Origin of the sequence: Chelativorans sp. M5D2P16, assembly GCF_034427935.1 — a bacterium.
Lineage (GTDB): Bacteria > Pseudomonadota > Alphaproteobacteria > Rhizobiales > Rhizobiaceae > Chelativorans.
Map to the genome: position 1 here is coordinate 102,301 of NZ_JAXQNM010000002.1, position 14,273 is coordinate 116,573.

Annotated in this window: 11 protein-coding genes; 5 read left to right on the forward strand and 6 right to left on the reverse strand. The window is 63.3% G+C overall.

Features of this window, described 5'->3' with window-relative positions:
- From rlmN to SIN08_RS00525, 6 genes are all read right to left on the reverse strand, one after another.
- Entirely contained in the window at window positions 1-1,227 is a 1,227-nt protein-coding gene (rlmN, locus tag SIN08_RS00500; RefSeq protein WP_322449502.1) for a 23S rRNA (adenine(2503)-C(2))-methyltransferase RlmN, read from the reverse strand.
- 136 nt (window positions 1,228-1,363) lie between these two features.
- Window positions 1,364-2,452 (reverse strand): sn-glycerol-3-phosphate ABC transporter ATP-binding protein UgpC, encoded by a 1,089-nt coding sequence (locus SIN08_RS00505; protein WP_322449503.1) that lies wholly within the window; start codon window positions 2,450-2,452, stop codon window positions 1,364-1,366.
- Window positions 2,452-4,140, reverse strand: a complete 1,689-nt coding sequence (locus SIN08_RS00510) for an alpha-glucosidase (RefSeq protein WP_416207986.1) — start codon at window positions 4,138-4,140, stop codon at window positions 2,452-2,454. Before SIN08_RS00510 ends, SIN08_RS00505 begins: the two co-directional genes overlap by 1 nt.
- Window positions 4,141-4,148: 8 nt before the next feature.
- Complete coding sequence (locus SIN08_RS00515; protein ID WP_322449504.1) at window positions 4,149-5,285, reverse strand: carbohydrate ABC transporter permease; 1,137 nt, start codon at window positions 5,283-5,285, stop codon at window positions 4,149-4,151.
- Window positions 5,282-6,244 carry a sugar ABC transporter permease gene (locus SIN08_RS00520; protein ID WP_322449559.1) on the reverse strand — a complete coding sequence of 321 codons (963 nt, stop codon included), beginning with the start codon at window positions 6,242-6,244 and terminating at the stop codon, window positions 5,282-5,284. The genes SIN08_RS00515 and SIN08_RS00520 overlap by 4 nt, the downstream gene beginning before the upstream one ends.
- 347 nt (window positions 6,245-6,591) lie before the next feature.
- On the reverse strand, window positions 6,592-7,956 hold the full coding sequence (locus SIN08_RS00525; protein ID WP_322449505.1) for an ABC transporter substrate-binding protein: 1,365 nt from the start codon (window positions 7,954-7,956) through the stop codon (window positions 6,592-6,594).
- 273 nt (window positions 7,957-8,229) lie between these two features.
- On the opposite strand from SIN08_RS00525, the gene SIN08_RS00530 reads away from it, so the two are divergent.
- From SIN08_RS00530 to SIN08_RS00550, 5 genes are all read left to right on the forward strand, one after another.
- Window positions 8,230-9,306, forward strand: a complete 1,077-nt coding sequence (locus tag SIN08_RS00530; protein ID WP_322449506.1) for a substrate-binding domain-containing protein — start codon at window positions 8,230-8,232, stop codon at window positions 9,304-9,306.
- 31 nt (window positions 9,307-9,337) lie between these two features.
- Window positions 9,338-10,693 (forward strand): GH1 family beta-glucosidase, encoded by a 1,356-nt coding sequence (locus tag SIN08_RS00535; protein ID WP_322449507.1) that lies wholly within the window; start codon window positions 9,338-9,340, stop codon window positions 10,691-10,693.
- Between the two features lie 70 nt (window positions 10,694-10,763).
- Window positions 10,764-11,423 carry a DUF599 domain-containing protein gene (locus tag SIN08_RS00540; RefSeq protein WP_322449508.1) on the forward strand — a complete coding sequence of 220 codons (660 nt, stop codon included), beginning with the start codon at window positions 10,764-10,766 and terminating at the stop codon, window positions 11,421-11,423.
- A gap of 1,022 nt (window positions 11,424-12,445) precedes the next feature.
- Window positions 12,446-13,414: a metal ABC transporter solute-binding protein, Zn/Mn family gene (locus SIN08_RS00545; RefSeq protein WP_322449509.1), complete on the forward strand. Its 969-nt coding sequence runs from the start codon at window positions 12,446-12,448 to the stop codon at window positions 13,412-13,414.
- A 13-nt stretch (window positions 13,415-13,427) separates the two neighbouring features.
- Window positions 13,428-14,243, forward strand: a complete 816-nt coding sequence (locus tag SIN08_RS00550) for a metal ABC transporter ATP-binding protein (protein ID WP_322449510.1) — start codon at window positions 13,428-13,430, stop codon at window positions 14,241-14,243.
- Window positions 14,244-14,273 lie beyond the last annotated feature (30 nt).

The following is a 14,273-nucleotide window of genomic DNA, read 5'->3' on the forward strand; positions in this document are numbered from 1 at the left end:
CTACTCGCCGTGTCCGGCGATCATCATCGCTTCGAGCTTTAGCCGGTCAGCCTTTTTCATGCGCTCTGACTGCGACTTGAGCTGTCCGCAGGCAGCCAAAATGTCGCGGCCGCGCGGGGTGCGGATGGGGGAGGCGTAGCCGGCGCGGTTGACCAGGTCCGCGAATTTCTCGATCTGCTCCCAGTCCGAGCATTCATAGGCGCTGCCCGGCCACGGATTGAAGGGGATCAGGTTGATCTTGGCAGGGATGCCCCTCAGGAGCCGCACCAACTCGCGCGCATCGTCGAGGGAGTCGTTGACGCCCTTCAGCATCACATATTCGAAGGTGATGCGGCGGGCGTTCGACAGACCGGGATAGGCGCGGCAAGCGTCGAGGAGCTCTTTCAGCGGGTACTTCCTGTTGATCGGAACCAGCTCGTTGCGCAACTCGTCGCGCACGGCATGCAGCGAGATGGCGAGCATGACGCCGATCTCCTCACCCGTGCGGTAGATCTCGGGCACCACGCCGGAGGTGGACAGGGTGATGCGGCGTTTGGACAGCGACAGGCCCTCGCCGTCGGAGGCGATCAGCAGCGCCTTTTTGACGTTCTCGAAATTATAGAGCGGCTCGCCCATGCCCATCATGACGATGTTCGTCACCTTGCGCCCTTCGGCGGGCACGATCGCACCGTCCGGCGTGTCGGCGTTCGGGAAGTCCCCCAGCCGCTCGCGGGCGATCAGCAACTGGTCGAGAATCTCGCCGGCTGTCAGGTTGCGCACCATCTTCTGCGTGCCGGTGTGGCAGAAGGAGCAGGTGAGCGTGCAGCCGACCTGGGAGGAGATGCACAGCGTGCCGCGTCCTTCCTCGGGGATGTAGACCGTCTCCACCTCGACCGGGCGTCCGGCGCCGCGCGGCGGAAAGCGCAAGAGCCATTTACAGGTGCCGTCGGTCGATATCTGTTCCTCGACGATCTCGGGACGGGCAACGGTGAAAGCCGCGTCGAGGCTCGCGCGCAGATCCTTGGAGATGTTGAACATCTGAGTGAAGTCGGAGACGCCGCGCACGTAGAGCCAGTGCCAAAGCTGGCGCACGCGCATGCGGACCTGGCGCTCGGGGACGCCGATCGAGGCGAGCGCCTCGCCCAGCTCCTCGCGCGAAAGGCCGATCAGCGAAGTCGTCTCCGGCGATGCCTGCGGGCGCAGTCGCGCGCGAGCCTCCGGGGTTGTGGTGTCGATCGTCAAGGTCATGGTATGTTCAAACAAAGTTCGGGCGGCGCCCGGCCGCCCGTTCATTCAGGGCGCTCATAGCACAGCCTGGGCGTCCGGTCACCCTTCGGCTGTTCCACGGCATAGATACGTCGTTTGCGACGGCATTCAACGCATTTCACAGATAAAGCAGCGAACGGCCGTCCTCGTTGAAGAGATGCATCTTGCCGGGCTCGGCGGAAAGCGACACCACTTCGCCCCGATTGAAGCGCTGGACGCCGGGCAGCTTGACGATCATTGGCTCCGGGACGTTCTCGACCTTGAGATAGACGTTCGTCACCTCGCCGAGCGATTCGACGAGGTCGACGCGACCGTCGATCAGGCCATTGCCGTTGGAGGCGATGGCAAGGTCCTCGGGGCGGACGCCGAAATGCACCTCCCGGCCCGCCATGTCGGCGGGCGAGGGGATCGGCAGGTCGGCCTTCCGCCCGGCGAGCGCGACCGTGGTCTTCTCACCCGTTCTGTCGATCCTGGCGCGCTGCACATTCATGGCCGGCGAGCCGATGAATTGCGCCACGAACAGGTTGGCGGGCTTCTCGTAGAGCTCGATGGGCGTGCCCACCTGCTCGATGGTACCGGCTGACAGCACGACGATGCGGTCGGCCAGCGTCATCGCCTCGACCTGGTCGTGGGTGACGTAGATCATGGTGGAATCGGGCATCGACTCCTTCAACTTGGCGATCTCGATCCGGGTCGCCACGCGGAGCGCGGCGTCGAGGTTGGACAGCGGCTCGTCGAAGAGGAATACCTTCGGGTCGCGCACGATGGCGCGGCCGATGGCCACGCGCTGGCGCTGACCGCCGGAAAGCGCCTTGGGCAGCCGCTCGAGAAAGGGGGTGAGCTGGAGGATTTCGGCGGCCGCCTTCACGCGCTTGTCGATCTCGGCCTTGGGCGCCTTGGCGATGCGCATGCCGAAAGCCATGTTGTCGTAGACGCTCATATGCGGATAGAGCGCGTAGGACTGAAATACCATGGCGATGCCGCGCTGCGAGGGCGGGATGTCGTTCACGCGCTCCTCGCCGATATACATGTCGCCTTCGGTGATGCTCTCCAGCCCGGCAATCATGCGCAGGAGCGTGGACTTGCCGCAGCCGGACGGGCCGACGAAGACGACGAACTCGCCCGTGCCGATCTCCAGATCGATGCCGTGGATGACCTCCGTCGCCCCGTAACTCTTCTTGATGTTCTTCATCAGAACGCCGGCCATCACTCTCCTCCCCCGTCCTCTGTCCTGGCAAACCAGCAGCCGTAAGGCCGCAGGGTGAGTTCTCCTTGCTCGAAGCGGCCGCCCGCGTCGAAGCCGGGAATGGCCTCGCAAGCGCGTGTGCCGAGCGCGATGGTGGCTTGCTCCCCACCCATATTGATGGCGACAACAAGCATGGCGCGGCCTGCCAGCCGGCGCTCGAATGCGAGCACGCGGCCGCTTTCGCCGATGAAGCGGATGTCGCCCTTGACGACCTCGGGATGGCGGGCGCGGAAGGCGAGCATGGTTCGGTAGTGATTGAGGAGCGCCGTCGGGTCGCTCTCCTGGATGGAAACGGCCAGGGGCAGATGCTCCGGTGCTACCGGGAGCCACGGCTTGCCTTCGGAGAAGGCGCCATTGGGCGCTTCGCCGGACCACACCATGGGTGTTCGGCAGCCGTCGCGCCCCTTGAAGGCGGGCCAGAACTGGATGCCGTAGGGGTCCTGCAGGTCCTCGAAATCAATGCTCGCCTCCGTCAGCCCCAGTTCCTCCCCCTGGTAAAGGCAGACGGAGCCTCTGAGCGACAGAAGGAGCGTTGCCAGCATGCGCAGGTAGGCGCCCGGGTCTGGGAGACCGGCTGCCCAGCGCGAGGCGTGGCGCATCACGTCGTGGTTGGAGAAGCTCCAGCAGGTCCAGCCGTCGCCCGCGCATTCATCGAAGCGCTCGACCATACCGCGAATTCGGGCCGGCGTTGGGGGCTCGAGCGAAAGGAAGTCGAAGGAATAGCACATATGCAGCCTGTCGCCGCCGCAGGTGTATTCGGCCATCAGTTCCAGGCTGCGGCGCGACTCGCCCACTTCGCCGATGGACATGGCGCCGGGATATTCGTTGAGCAGGCGCCGGAAGCGCTTCAGGAACGCCACCACCTCCGGCCGGTTCTTGTCATACAGGTGCCGCTGATAACGGTAGGGGTTCACCGCCGGCGTATCCGCGCCCAACCGTTCGTCCGGCGGTGCCGGCGGATTGTCCTCCAGGCCGCGGCTGTGGAAGAGAAAATTGAGCGCGTCGAGGCGGAAACCGTCGACACCGCGGTCGAGCCAGAAACGGGCGGTGTCGAGGATCGCGTCCTGGACCGCCGGGTTGTGGAAATTCAGGTCCGGCTGGCTGGAGAGGAAGTTGTGGAGGTAATATTGGCAGCGGGTGGAATCCCACCGCCAGGCGGAGCCGCCGAAAACGGAAAGCCAGTTATTGGGCGGTGTGCCGTCCGGTTTCGGATCGGCCCAGACATACCAGTCCGCCTTCGGGTTGTCGCGGCTCGACCGGCTCTCGGTGAACCAGGCGTGCCGGTCGGACGTGTGGGAATAGACCTGATCGATGATGATTTTCAGCCCCAGCCGGTGCGCCTCGGCGATCAGGGCTTCAAAGTCGGCGAGCGTCCCGAACATCGGGTCGATCGCGCGGTAGTCGGCGATGTCATAGCCGAAATCCAGCATGGGCGACTTGAAGAAGGGCGAGATCCACACGGCGTCGACACCCAGCGAGGCCACATAGGTAAGCCGCCGGGTGATGCCGGCGAGGTCGCCGATGCCGTCACCGTTCGAATCCTGGAACGAGCGCGGATAGATCTGGTAGATCACCGCGCCGCGCCACCATTCCGTCTCCCTGTCCGCATCGGCCCCGCGCCGGGCCTGGGGGATGCTCATGACGTTCATACGAGACCTCAACCTCCTTTCACCGACCCGGACAGCAGGCCGCGGACGAGATAGCGCTGCAATGCGAAGAAGACGACGATCGGCACGACGATGGCAATAAAGGCCGAAGCCGACAGGATTTCCCAATTGCCCCCGCGGGAGCCCAGAAGCTCGCGTAGCCTCCCGGTGAGCACGAGCTGCTCCTCGTTGTTGCCGAGGAAGACGGTCGCCACGAGCAGGTCGTTCCACACCCACAGGAACTGGAAGATGGCGAAGGAGGCGAGCGCGGGGAAGGAGAGCGGCAGGACGATCTTCCTGAAGATCTCGAAATCCGAGGCGCCGTCCACCCTGGCGCTTTCGATGATCTCGCGCGGCAGGCCGGCGATGTAGTTGCGCAGGAGGTAGACGGCTAGCGGCAGGCCGAAGCCTGTATGCGCCAGCCAGATGCCGATGAAGGACTTGCCGACCCCGATCTCGTTATAGAGCCTCAGAAGCGGGATCAGCGCCATCTGCAGGGGCACGACGATCAGCCCGACGATGGTGGCAAGCAGAACGGCGCGTCCCGGAAATTGCATCCAGGAAAGTGCATAAGCGGCGTAAGCCGCGATCAGGATCGGAATGACGGTTGCCGGTATGGTCACCGTCAGGGTGTTGACGAAGCTCTGGCCGATGCCTTCCGAAAACAGCACGGTCTCGTAATTCGCGGTGGTGAATTTCGGCGGTTCAACGGAAGTGACGAAGAGCCGTTCGCCGCGCCGGCCCTCTGGCTGCTCCGGGAAGGTAACGATATAGTCGCCGTTCTCCTGAACCGTCGCCGTGCCGCCGCCGCGCATCTCGGCGCTCTCACCGATAGCGAATTCGCCCGGCCGCTGGATGGAAACGCCAAAGGCGCTGACGCGGCCGGAACCGCTTTCGAAGACATTGCCTTGAAGCACCCAGCGGCCGTCTTCCTCGACCGCCTCGTCGGGCGGCGCGGTGCGGGCGACGATGTTGCGCTCGGACGATGTGAGCGCCGTCCACCAGCCGCTGACGGCAAGCTGGTCCTTGTCGCGGAAGGAGGAGACGAGGATCCCGAGCGTGGGAAGGGTCCATGCCACGACCAGGAAGACGACGGCGATGTTGACCGCCCAGGTCAGGCCCGAGCGCTGGCCGACTGCCGTGCTCATCGCATGTCCTTTCGCGCTTCGCGGATGTTCCAGACCATGATCGGCACGACCATGACCATGATGACGAGGGCGATGGTCGATGCACGGCCGAAGTCGAGCCCGCGGAACATCCAGTCGAACATGTAGTTGGCCAGCACCTGCGTGCCCCACTGGCCGTTGGTCATGGCCAGGACGATGTCGAAGATCTTGAGTACGAGGATGGTGATCGTCGTCCATACCACGGCGATCGTGCCCCAGATCTGCGGCACCTTGATCTTGTAGAAGATCTGGAACGGCGAGGCGCCGTCGATGATGGCCGCCTCGATTGTCTCCTCCGGAATGCCGCGCAGGGCGGCCGACAGGATCACCATGGCGAAGCCGGTCTGGATCCAGATCAGCACCACCATCAGGAAGAAGTTGTTCCAGAAGGGGATGGTGAGCCAGGCTTGCGGATCACCGCCGAGAGAGGTGACGATTGCGTTGAGAAGCCCGATCTGTTCGGTGCCGGCCGGGCGGTAATCGTAGATGAACTTCCAGATGACGCTGGCGCCGACGAAGGAGATCGCCATGGGCATGAAGATGAGGCTTTTGGCGACGTTGCCCCAGGGGATGCGGTCGGTGAGCGCGGCCGCGACGAGGCCGAAGAAGGTGGCCGCCGCCGGCACGACGATAAGCCACAGGATGTTGTTGCGCAGGCTTTCGCGGAAGTTCGCGTCCCGGACCAGCCATTGATAGTTGTACGCGCCGACCCAGTTCTCGCCCGTCGGACCGTGGAAGCTCAGGACCACCGAATTGACCACAGGATAGACAAGGTAGAAGCCGAGCACGATGATTGCCGGGCCCATGAAGAGCCACGGGCGTATGGCGTTGGCCTTGGTGAGATTGGCTGCGACGTTTTCGCCGGATGCGGGGTAGATGCTATCGAGGAGGCGGTTCGAGCCCCAGAAATAGCCGAAACAGGCCGAAACGCCCAGAATCATCACCAACACGGCGTTGAGCAGCTTGTAATAGGGCAGAACGACGCTGATGGCGCTGTAAACGGCAAAGGCCAGGGCGACGCTGACGGCCACACCCGCTGCCATGATGAAGAGAGTCAGGAACGCCGTCGTTATCAGCGCTCCCGCGCCGCTCGCGCCTCCCGCGGGGGCCCCCGTTGTCGTGGATACTGCCACTTCCTCAGCACTCCGGCTGGAGCGGACGCTTTGCCTGCCGCGAGGTCCGCTCTCGCTTCTCCTGTCCGGGAAGGGTCGTACGGCACACGTTCCTTCCCGATGAGATTGTCACGAGCGGGCCGGCATCGACGGATCCGCCCTCTGCCGCTCTGCGACTACTTGATGCTCTCCCATTCCCGCTGGATATCGCTCGCCACCTCCTCGGCCGGCTTGCCGCCGACATAGTCGACCATGCCGGTCCAAAAGGCACCCGCGCCGATGCTGCCGGGCATCAGGTCCGATGCATCGAAACGGAACGTGGTCGCCTCCGTCAGGATTTCGCCCTGCTTCTTGAGCGGCTCATTGGCGTAGGCTTCCGGATTGGCGCCCGTATGCGGCGTCAGGAAACCGGACTGGGCCATCCACAGCTCATGGGCGATCGGCGTCTTCAGGAACTCGATGAAGATGCGCGCGGCCTCGGAATCGGAGGTGATGGCGAAGACGGTGCCGGCACCCAGAACGGGGTTTCCCAGGTCCCTTTCGCCATAGGGCGGCAGATAGAAGAAATCGGCGTCGATCCCGAGCTCGCTTCCTTCGGGAAAGAAGCTGGGGATGAAGGAGGCTTGGCGGTGCATGTAGCATCCGGGCGGGAAGGAGAAGAGCCCCGACGGGCTGTCGCGAAAGTCCGTCGACGCGACCGCCTCGGGCCCGCCGGCGACGAAATCCGGGTTCTTCGCGAACCAGCCGAATTCCTCGATCGCTCCGACCACGCGCTCGTCTTCGAAGGGGATCTCGTTCGTCACCCACTGATCGTAGACCTCCGGCGGCTGCGTCCGCAGCATCATGTCCTCCACCCAGTCGGTCGCCGGCCAGCCGGTCGCCCCGCCGGAGCCGAGGCCGATGCACCAGGGCGTACCGCCGTCGGCCACGATCTGTTCCGTCAGCGCCTTGAGGTCCTCCATGGTCTCGGGCACCTCGTAGCCGGCATCCTCGAAATTTTCGGGCACGTACCAGACGAGCGATTTCACGTCGGCCTTATACGGAAAGGCGTAGAAGGCATCGGTGCCGTCCTCGCCCGTATATGTGCCGAGGGCTGCCCAGGAATCTCCGGCGGCGTAGTTTTCAGCCACCCAATCCGCGGTCTCGCTGCCGAGCGATGCCAGATGGCCTTGGGAGGCGAGATTGGCTGCAAGGCCTGGCTGAGGAAACACCGCCACGTTCGGCGCACTGCCGGCCTGGGCATCTATGACGATCTGCTGTTCGAAGGAGTCGGAGCCCGTATAGTCGACAGATGCCCCGGTCGCCTCCTCGAAATAGGCGACGATGGATTCGAAAAGCTCCTCGTCCTCCGAAAGCCACGGTCCGAAGATGGTGAGTTGCTGACCGGAAAGGTCGTGCTCGGACGAAAACGCCTCGAAGCTTTGCCAGTTGAAACGATCGTCTTCGCCCGGCGCGAAAACGAGCTCGTCTCCGCCCTGCGCAAACAGGGTGCTGCTGGAAAAAGCCAGGACGCAGACGCCGGCCACTATCCGTATCTTCATCATCTCCTCCGCAACGCTTCTGCTCGCTTGATTCATTCTTCAGGCGCGTTCGTGCGCTTCGGTGAAGGTCTTCGATCTCCAAAGCGCTTTGAGCATCTGTAACATCAAACGCCTGCAGGCGTGAGTCAAGGACGATGGTAGGTGGTGGAAAAAGGCCAGCTTCAGGAATATCTGTGCTGGAAGCATAGTCGGGCTTGATTTGACTATAATCTTGCGAAATTATCCAAAGCGCTTTGATTGCGGATGGGGCGAGTGAATGTGGCCCGGGAAACGGTGAATCTACGCAGGCTTTCGGAACTGCTGGGTCTTTCCCAGACCACCGTCTCGCGCGCGCTCAACGGATTTCCCGAGGTCAACGAGGTGACGCGGGCGCGAGTGGTTGCGGCGGCACAGCGTCTCAACTATCGCCCGAGCGCCAGCGCGGCGAGCCTGGCCACGGGCAAGGCTTGCGCCATCGGCCATGTGGTGCCGCTTACCGAGCACATGATGATCAATCCCCATTTCTCCGATTTTCTGGCGGGCGCGGGCGAGATTTACGCCCAGTTCGGCTACGAGATGCTTTTGCGCGTCGTCGCACAGGTGGACGAGGCGGACGTCTACCGCGATTTCGCAAGCCGCGGGCGTGTCGACGGCGTGGTCGTGCACGGTCCGCTGACCAACGATCCGCGCCTGCCGCTCCTGAAATCGCTGGGGCTGCCTTTCGTCGTGCACGGGCGCTGCGACGAAGAGGCGAAGGATTATTCCTGGATCGACGTCAACAACCGGCGCGCCTTCTATCGCGCCACCGGCTTCCTGGCCGATCTCGGGCACCGGCGCATTGCCCTGATCAACGGGCTGGAAACGATGAACTTCGCCGACCGCCGCCGGCAGGGCTACGAGGCGGTGGTCGCGGAGCGCGGGCTGGACGCCGATCCCGCACTCGTCTTCAGCGAGGATATGGTGGAGCCCTATGGCTATCGCGCCGCCGGGGAACTGTTGAGCGGACCACAGCCGCCGACGGCCATTCTCGTCTCCAGCGTGCTTCCGGCGATGGGCGTCGTGCGGGCAATGGCCGAGCACGGTTTGCGTCCGGGCAGGGACGTTTCCGTCATCGCCTTCGACGATAGCCTTTCCTTTCTGCAGGCGTCGGGCGAGGGCAAAACGGGAGAGGTCCCGTTCTTTACCGCCATGCGCTCCTCCATCCGGCAGGCCGGCCGGCGGGCGGCCGAAATGCTGCTGGAGCAGATCGTCGCGCCCAATGGCGCGCCCCGGCGGGAGCTATGGGAAGCCGAACTGGTGATCGGCCAGACCACCGGGCCATGCCCGGCGGACCGGCGCACGCCGGTGCCCGCGGATGAAGGCCGCGGCTGAGTTTTCAACCAAGCCATTTGGAGGGTACATCATGGGTGAGCGAGCCGGCCGGCAGGCGATGGATTACACGCGGGCGGACTTTCCGGCGGATTTCCGCTTCGGCGTCGCCACCTCGAGCTATCAGATCGAAGGGGCGCGGTTCGGCGGATGCGGCCCATCGCACTGGGACACCTTTGCCGCCACGCCCGGCAACACCGCGCGCGGCGAGGATGGCGCGACAGCCTGCGACCACTATCACCGCTGGGCGGAGGATCTTGATCTCGTCGGCCGGGCCGGGTTCGACTGCTATCGTTTCTCGATCTCCTGGGCACGTGTCCTGCCGGAAGGGGCCGGGCAGGCGAATGCGGAGGGGCTCGACTTCTACGACCGGCTCGTCGACGGAATGCTGGAGCGTGGCTTGAAGCCCTTCGCCACGCTTTATCACTGGGATCTTCCCGCCGCCCTTGCGGATCTCGGCGGGTGGCGCAACCGCGACATCGCACACTGGTTCGCCGATTACGCCGAACTCGTGGGGCGGCGTCTCGGTGACCGCCTGGCTGCGACGGTGCCGGTCAACGAGCCGTGGTGCGTGGCCTGGCTCAGCCATTTCCTGGGCGAGCACGCGCCGGGCCTGCGCGACATCCGGGCGGCCGCGCGCGCCATGCACCATGTGCTGCTCGCCCATGGGAGGGCGATCTCGGCCATGCGGGCGCTCGGCATGCGCAATCTCGGCCTGATCACCAATTTCGAATATGCCGCTCCCGCCGACGAGAGCGCGGAGGCCAGGGCCGCCGCGCAGCTCTACGATGCCATCTATAACCGCTGGTTCATCGAAGGCGTTTTCAAGAAGTCCTATCCGCAGGAGGTGCTCGCCGGGCTCGCCCCGCACATGCCGGACGGCTACGAGGATGACTTCGACACCATCGCCACGCCGGTCGACTGGGTCGGCATAAACTACTACACGCGCAAGCTCATCGCGCCCGACGGCACAGGACAGTTCCCGGCGCTCAAGGAGGTGGAGGGACCGCTTCCAAAGACGCTGATGGACTGGGAAATCCATCCCGAGGGCCTGTCCTTCTTCATCCGGAGGGTGCATCGCGAATATGCCAAGGGGCTGCCGATCTACGTCACCGAGAACGGGATGGCCTCGCCCGACCGGTTGGTCGACGGCTCGGTCGCCGATCCGGACAGGATCGAATTTCTCAACCGCCATCTGGCCGAAGCGCGGCGGACGATCGAAGACGGCTTGCCGCTCAAGGGCTATTTCATCTGGTCTCTGCTCGACAATTATGAATGGGCGCTTGGATACGAAAAGCGGTTCGGGCTCGTTCATGTCGATTTCGATACGCTGGAGCGGACACCCAAGGCGTCGTGGCATGCCCTGCAAGCGGCGCTCACGGCTGGTTGAATCCTGCCGGTATTTGCGTCCGCTGCCGAGCGCCTCTAGAAAGGGGAAAAGACCTGACGGGTGAAGTTTCGTGACACTGGCCGGCTCTCTCTTTCCGCTCCTGTGCTGGGTGTTCTACAATATGCTCGCCAGTCGGATCGAGGTGGTTCGGCCGTCGCTGTCCGTCATCATGAGTGCGCAGCGCCGGCGCTGGGTGCACAACGCCGTGCGCCGCGACACGCCGCTCGACGCGATCCTGTCGGGCAATCTTATGAGCGCGGTCTCCTTCTTCGCTTCGACCACGGTGCTCATCATCCTGGCGCTGTTCGCCGTCTACGGACAGATCAGTTCCGTCGTCGAGGCGGTGAACATCATTCAGCCGCGTCAGGAGATCTCCAAGGTTGACGTGGAAATCCACCTTGCCCTCATCCTCGTCATCTTCGTGCTGGCTTTCCTCTCCTTCACGCTGTCGCTCAGACAATTCAATCACTTCTGCATCATGCTGGGCGCAGCCGATCATTCGGAGAAGCAGGATCCTGACGAGATCTATGTGATGGCGGCCTTGAACACGCTGGGCGCGCGCAATTTCAACCAGGGTATCCGCGCCTACTATTTCGCCCTCGGCATGCTGGCCTGGTTCATCTCGCCGATTGCCGCGATCGCGGTAACGGTGCTGATCTTCGCCGTCATTTTGTACCGGGAGTTCTATTCCTCGGCGCGCAATCTCGTCGCCCGGTTGAAGGTGGATTGAACCGTTTTTTGCGAGCGGGCGAAAATGGCGTTCTCGCTGCATTGAACCTGCTACGCGCACCGGCCCGTTGGAGCGTCCGCATACGCCGGGTGAATGTAGCCCAGTGTAGAATAAACGACAGGTACCTTCCGGGTGCGGCCAACCCTTTGTCGCCCGTGGACGCATTCGCTTCGAAAAAAGGCCGCGTCCGTTTCGACGGGCGCGGCCTGTTCTGGGATACTATGCTCTGGTTCTGAAAAAAGAACGCTCCCAGCAGCTGTTGTAGTCATGGTGTAAGACGGTTCTCTGGAGCACCGCTTACCTATGTTTCGTCAATGCCGTTCAATCCTTTGTCGGCTCAAAACGCCTTTGGGGGGCGGCGTTCGATTGACGAACCTGAAAAGTCATAGGTTATAAAATAATAGTTGTATACCATTTCGTTTACAGTAAATCGTATCGCGTGACTCTCTTGACGTAAAAAAGTGTATTTGTCGACCGCGGATGTGTTCACATTTTTCATCGCACGGCCGGTGGTAACGTGATTGTGAACACCGGATGTGGTGCCATGCACCATGGCGCGCGTGCCCGTGACCCATTCCCGAAGGGGATATCGGTCGAAGCGACGCGAGGGGCGCTGTCCTTGGCGTCATCCTGGCCAGCAGCGATCCCCCAAGTCGCGCTCCATTGTGCAGCATGGCCATTCTTCGCAGAAAGCGCTAACGGCCCGACCCGCAGGCGGGACGCGGAGAACCGGCCATGCTCCGTGTTCCGATCTATGCCCTCGCACGAGCCTTCTGCTTTCCAGGCGGACGGCGAGGGCGCGGTAATGGCGGCGAATGATTGCCCTGCCGCTCTTCACGTCGTTTTGATCGGAATAGTGCGGTGTCGGCATTCATACGCGTTCCCCAGTGGCACGCTTCCCTCTTGCAAATAATTTGCAGTTGCATTAATTGGGAACCCGGACGGTACCTTTGGGGTTTGGTTTTGCCCGCGTGTTGCAAACGGAACGCATTTGCGAAGGCCGCTTGAGAAAGGATCGATTGATGGACTGCAACAGGCGCATTTTTCTGGCGGCTTTCGCCCTACCTCTGGCTGCAGCGCTGCCGGCGGGCCCTGTCCTAGCGCAGGACAGGCTACAGGTGGTGGCCACCACGGGCATGATCGCCGATGCGGCGCGGCAGGTGGGCGGCGACTTGGTGGAGGTGCGCGCGCTGATGGGGCCGGGAGTCGATCCGCATGCATACCGGCAAACGCGCACCGATATCCTGGCCATGACGCGAGCCGACCTGGTGCTGTGGCACGGGCTCTATCTGGAAGCGCAGATGGAGGACTTCATGAAATCACTCGGTGCCCGGCGCGAAGTCGTTGCCGTGGCCGAGACGTTGCCGCGCGACGTGCTGCTTGCGCACGACACCTATGAGAGCCGCTACGACCCGCATGTCTGGATGGATCCGGAGCTGTGGGTGCGGGTGGTGGACACTGTCAGGGACGCGTTGATTGCCGTGCGCCCGGACTCGGAGGCTGTCTTCCGCGCCAATGCGGAGCGCCATCGCGAGGCGATCATCGAATTGGCCAGCTATGCGAAGAAGGTGCTTGCGACCGTCCCCGAAAAGGGCCGCGTTCTCGTGACGGCGCACGACGCATTCAACTATTTCGGGCGCGCCTACGGCTTCGAGGTGTTGGGCATTCAGGGTATTTCCACGCAAAGCGAAGCCGGGCTCAACCGTATTTCGCAACTGGTCGACATCCTCGTGGAGCGCGAGATCGGTGCCGTTTTCGTCGAATCCTCGGTCTCCGACCGCAATATGCGCGCGCTGGCGGAGGGTGCTGCGGCCAAGGGACAGGAAGTGGCGATCGGTGGCCAGCTCTTCTCCGACGCGATGGGGCCGGACAATACCTATGAGGGCACATATATCGGCATGATCGACCACAATACGACCGTGATCACGCGCGCCCTGGGCGGCGAGGCGCCGGAGCGTGGCATGCGCGGCATGCTCTCGGTCGGCAGTTGAAGGACAGACAGCGATGACCGGCGCGGCACTCGAACTGGCCAGTGAGGCGGGACAGCGGATCGTCACACCCGACCCGGTGGAAAGCCCTTTGTGCATCCAGGAACTCACGGTTTCCTATGGGCAGAAGCCGGCCGTCTTCTCGGTCGACGCCACCTTCCAGCCCCGGGCCATGACGGCGATCATCGGGCCGAACGGTGCCGGCAAGTCGACGCTTCTGAAGGCGGTGCTCGGCATCGTGCCTCGCCTGTCCGGCAGGGTGCTGGTTTTTGGAAAGCCGATCGCCAAGGTCATGCACCGCATCGCCTATGTGCCGCAGCGGGCTTCCGTCGACTGGGATTTCCCGACCCGCGTGATCGACGTCGTGCTCATGGGGCTCTATCGGGAGCTCGGCCTTTTGCGACCCGTGCGCAGGCACCACCGCGAGCGGGCAGTCGCGTGCCTGGACCGCGTCGGCATGGCCGATTTCGCCGACCGTCAGATCGGCCAGCTTTCCGGTGGCCAGCAGCAGCGCGTGTTCCTGGCCCGCGCCCTGGCGCAGAATGCGGAGCTTTACCTGCTCGACGAACCCTTCGCCGGGGTCGATGCAGCCACGGAGCGGGCGATCATCGACGTCCTGAAATCGCTCAGGGCCGAGAAGCGCACCGTGGTGTGCGTGCATCATGATCTTGCGACCGTCGCCGATTATTTCGATCACGTGCTTCTGATCAATGTGCGCAAGATCGCCGAGGGGTCGGTGGCGACCACCTTCACGGCGGAAAACCTGCAGAAGACCTATGGCGGCCGCCTGGCCACCGCGCATATCGATCAGCTGAAGCTGCCGGCGGCATGACGGTCGCCATGCGCGTGCTGATAAATCCTG

Bases quoted from the DNA above. Each gene is read 5' to 3' on its own strand.
- rlmN (WP_322449502.1), bottom strand. From the start codon at position 1,227: ATGACCTTGACGATCGACACCACAACCCCGGAGGCTCGCGCGCGACTG.
- SIN08_RS00505 (WP_322449503.1), bottom strand. From the start codon at position 2,452: ATGGCCGGCGTTCTGATGAAGAACATCAAGAAGAGTTACGGGGCGACG.
- SIN08_RS00510 (WP_416207986.1), bottom strand. From the start codon at position 4,140: ATGAACGTCATGAGCATCCCCCAGGCCCGGCGCGGGGCCGATGCGGAC.
- SIN08_RS00515 (WP_322449504.1), bottom strand. From the start codon at position 5,285: ATGAGCACGGCAGTCGGCCAGCGCTCGGGCCTGACCTGGGCGGTCAAC.
- SIN08_RS00520 (WP_322449559.1), bottom strand. From the start codon at position 6,244: ATGATTCTGGGCGTTTCGGCCTGTTTCGGCTATTTCTGGGGCTCGAAC.
- SIN08_RS00525 (WP_322449505.1), bottom strand. From the start codon at position 7,956: ATGAAGATACGGATAGTGGCCGGCGTCTGCGTCCTGGCTTTTTCCAGC.
- SIN08_RS00535 (WP_322449507.1), top strand. From the start codon at position 9,338: ATGGGTGAGCGAGCCGGCCGGCAGGCGATGGATTACACGCGGGCGGAC.
- SIN08_RS00545 (WP_322449509.1), top strand. From the start codon at position 12,446: ATGGACTGCAACAGGCGCATTTTTCTGGCGGCTTTCGCCCTACCTCTG.
- SIN08_RS00550 (WP_322449510.1), top strand. From the start codon at position 13,428: ATGACCGGCGCGGCACTCGAACTGGCCAGTGAGGCGGGACAGCGGATC.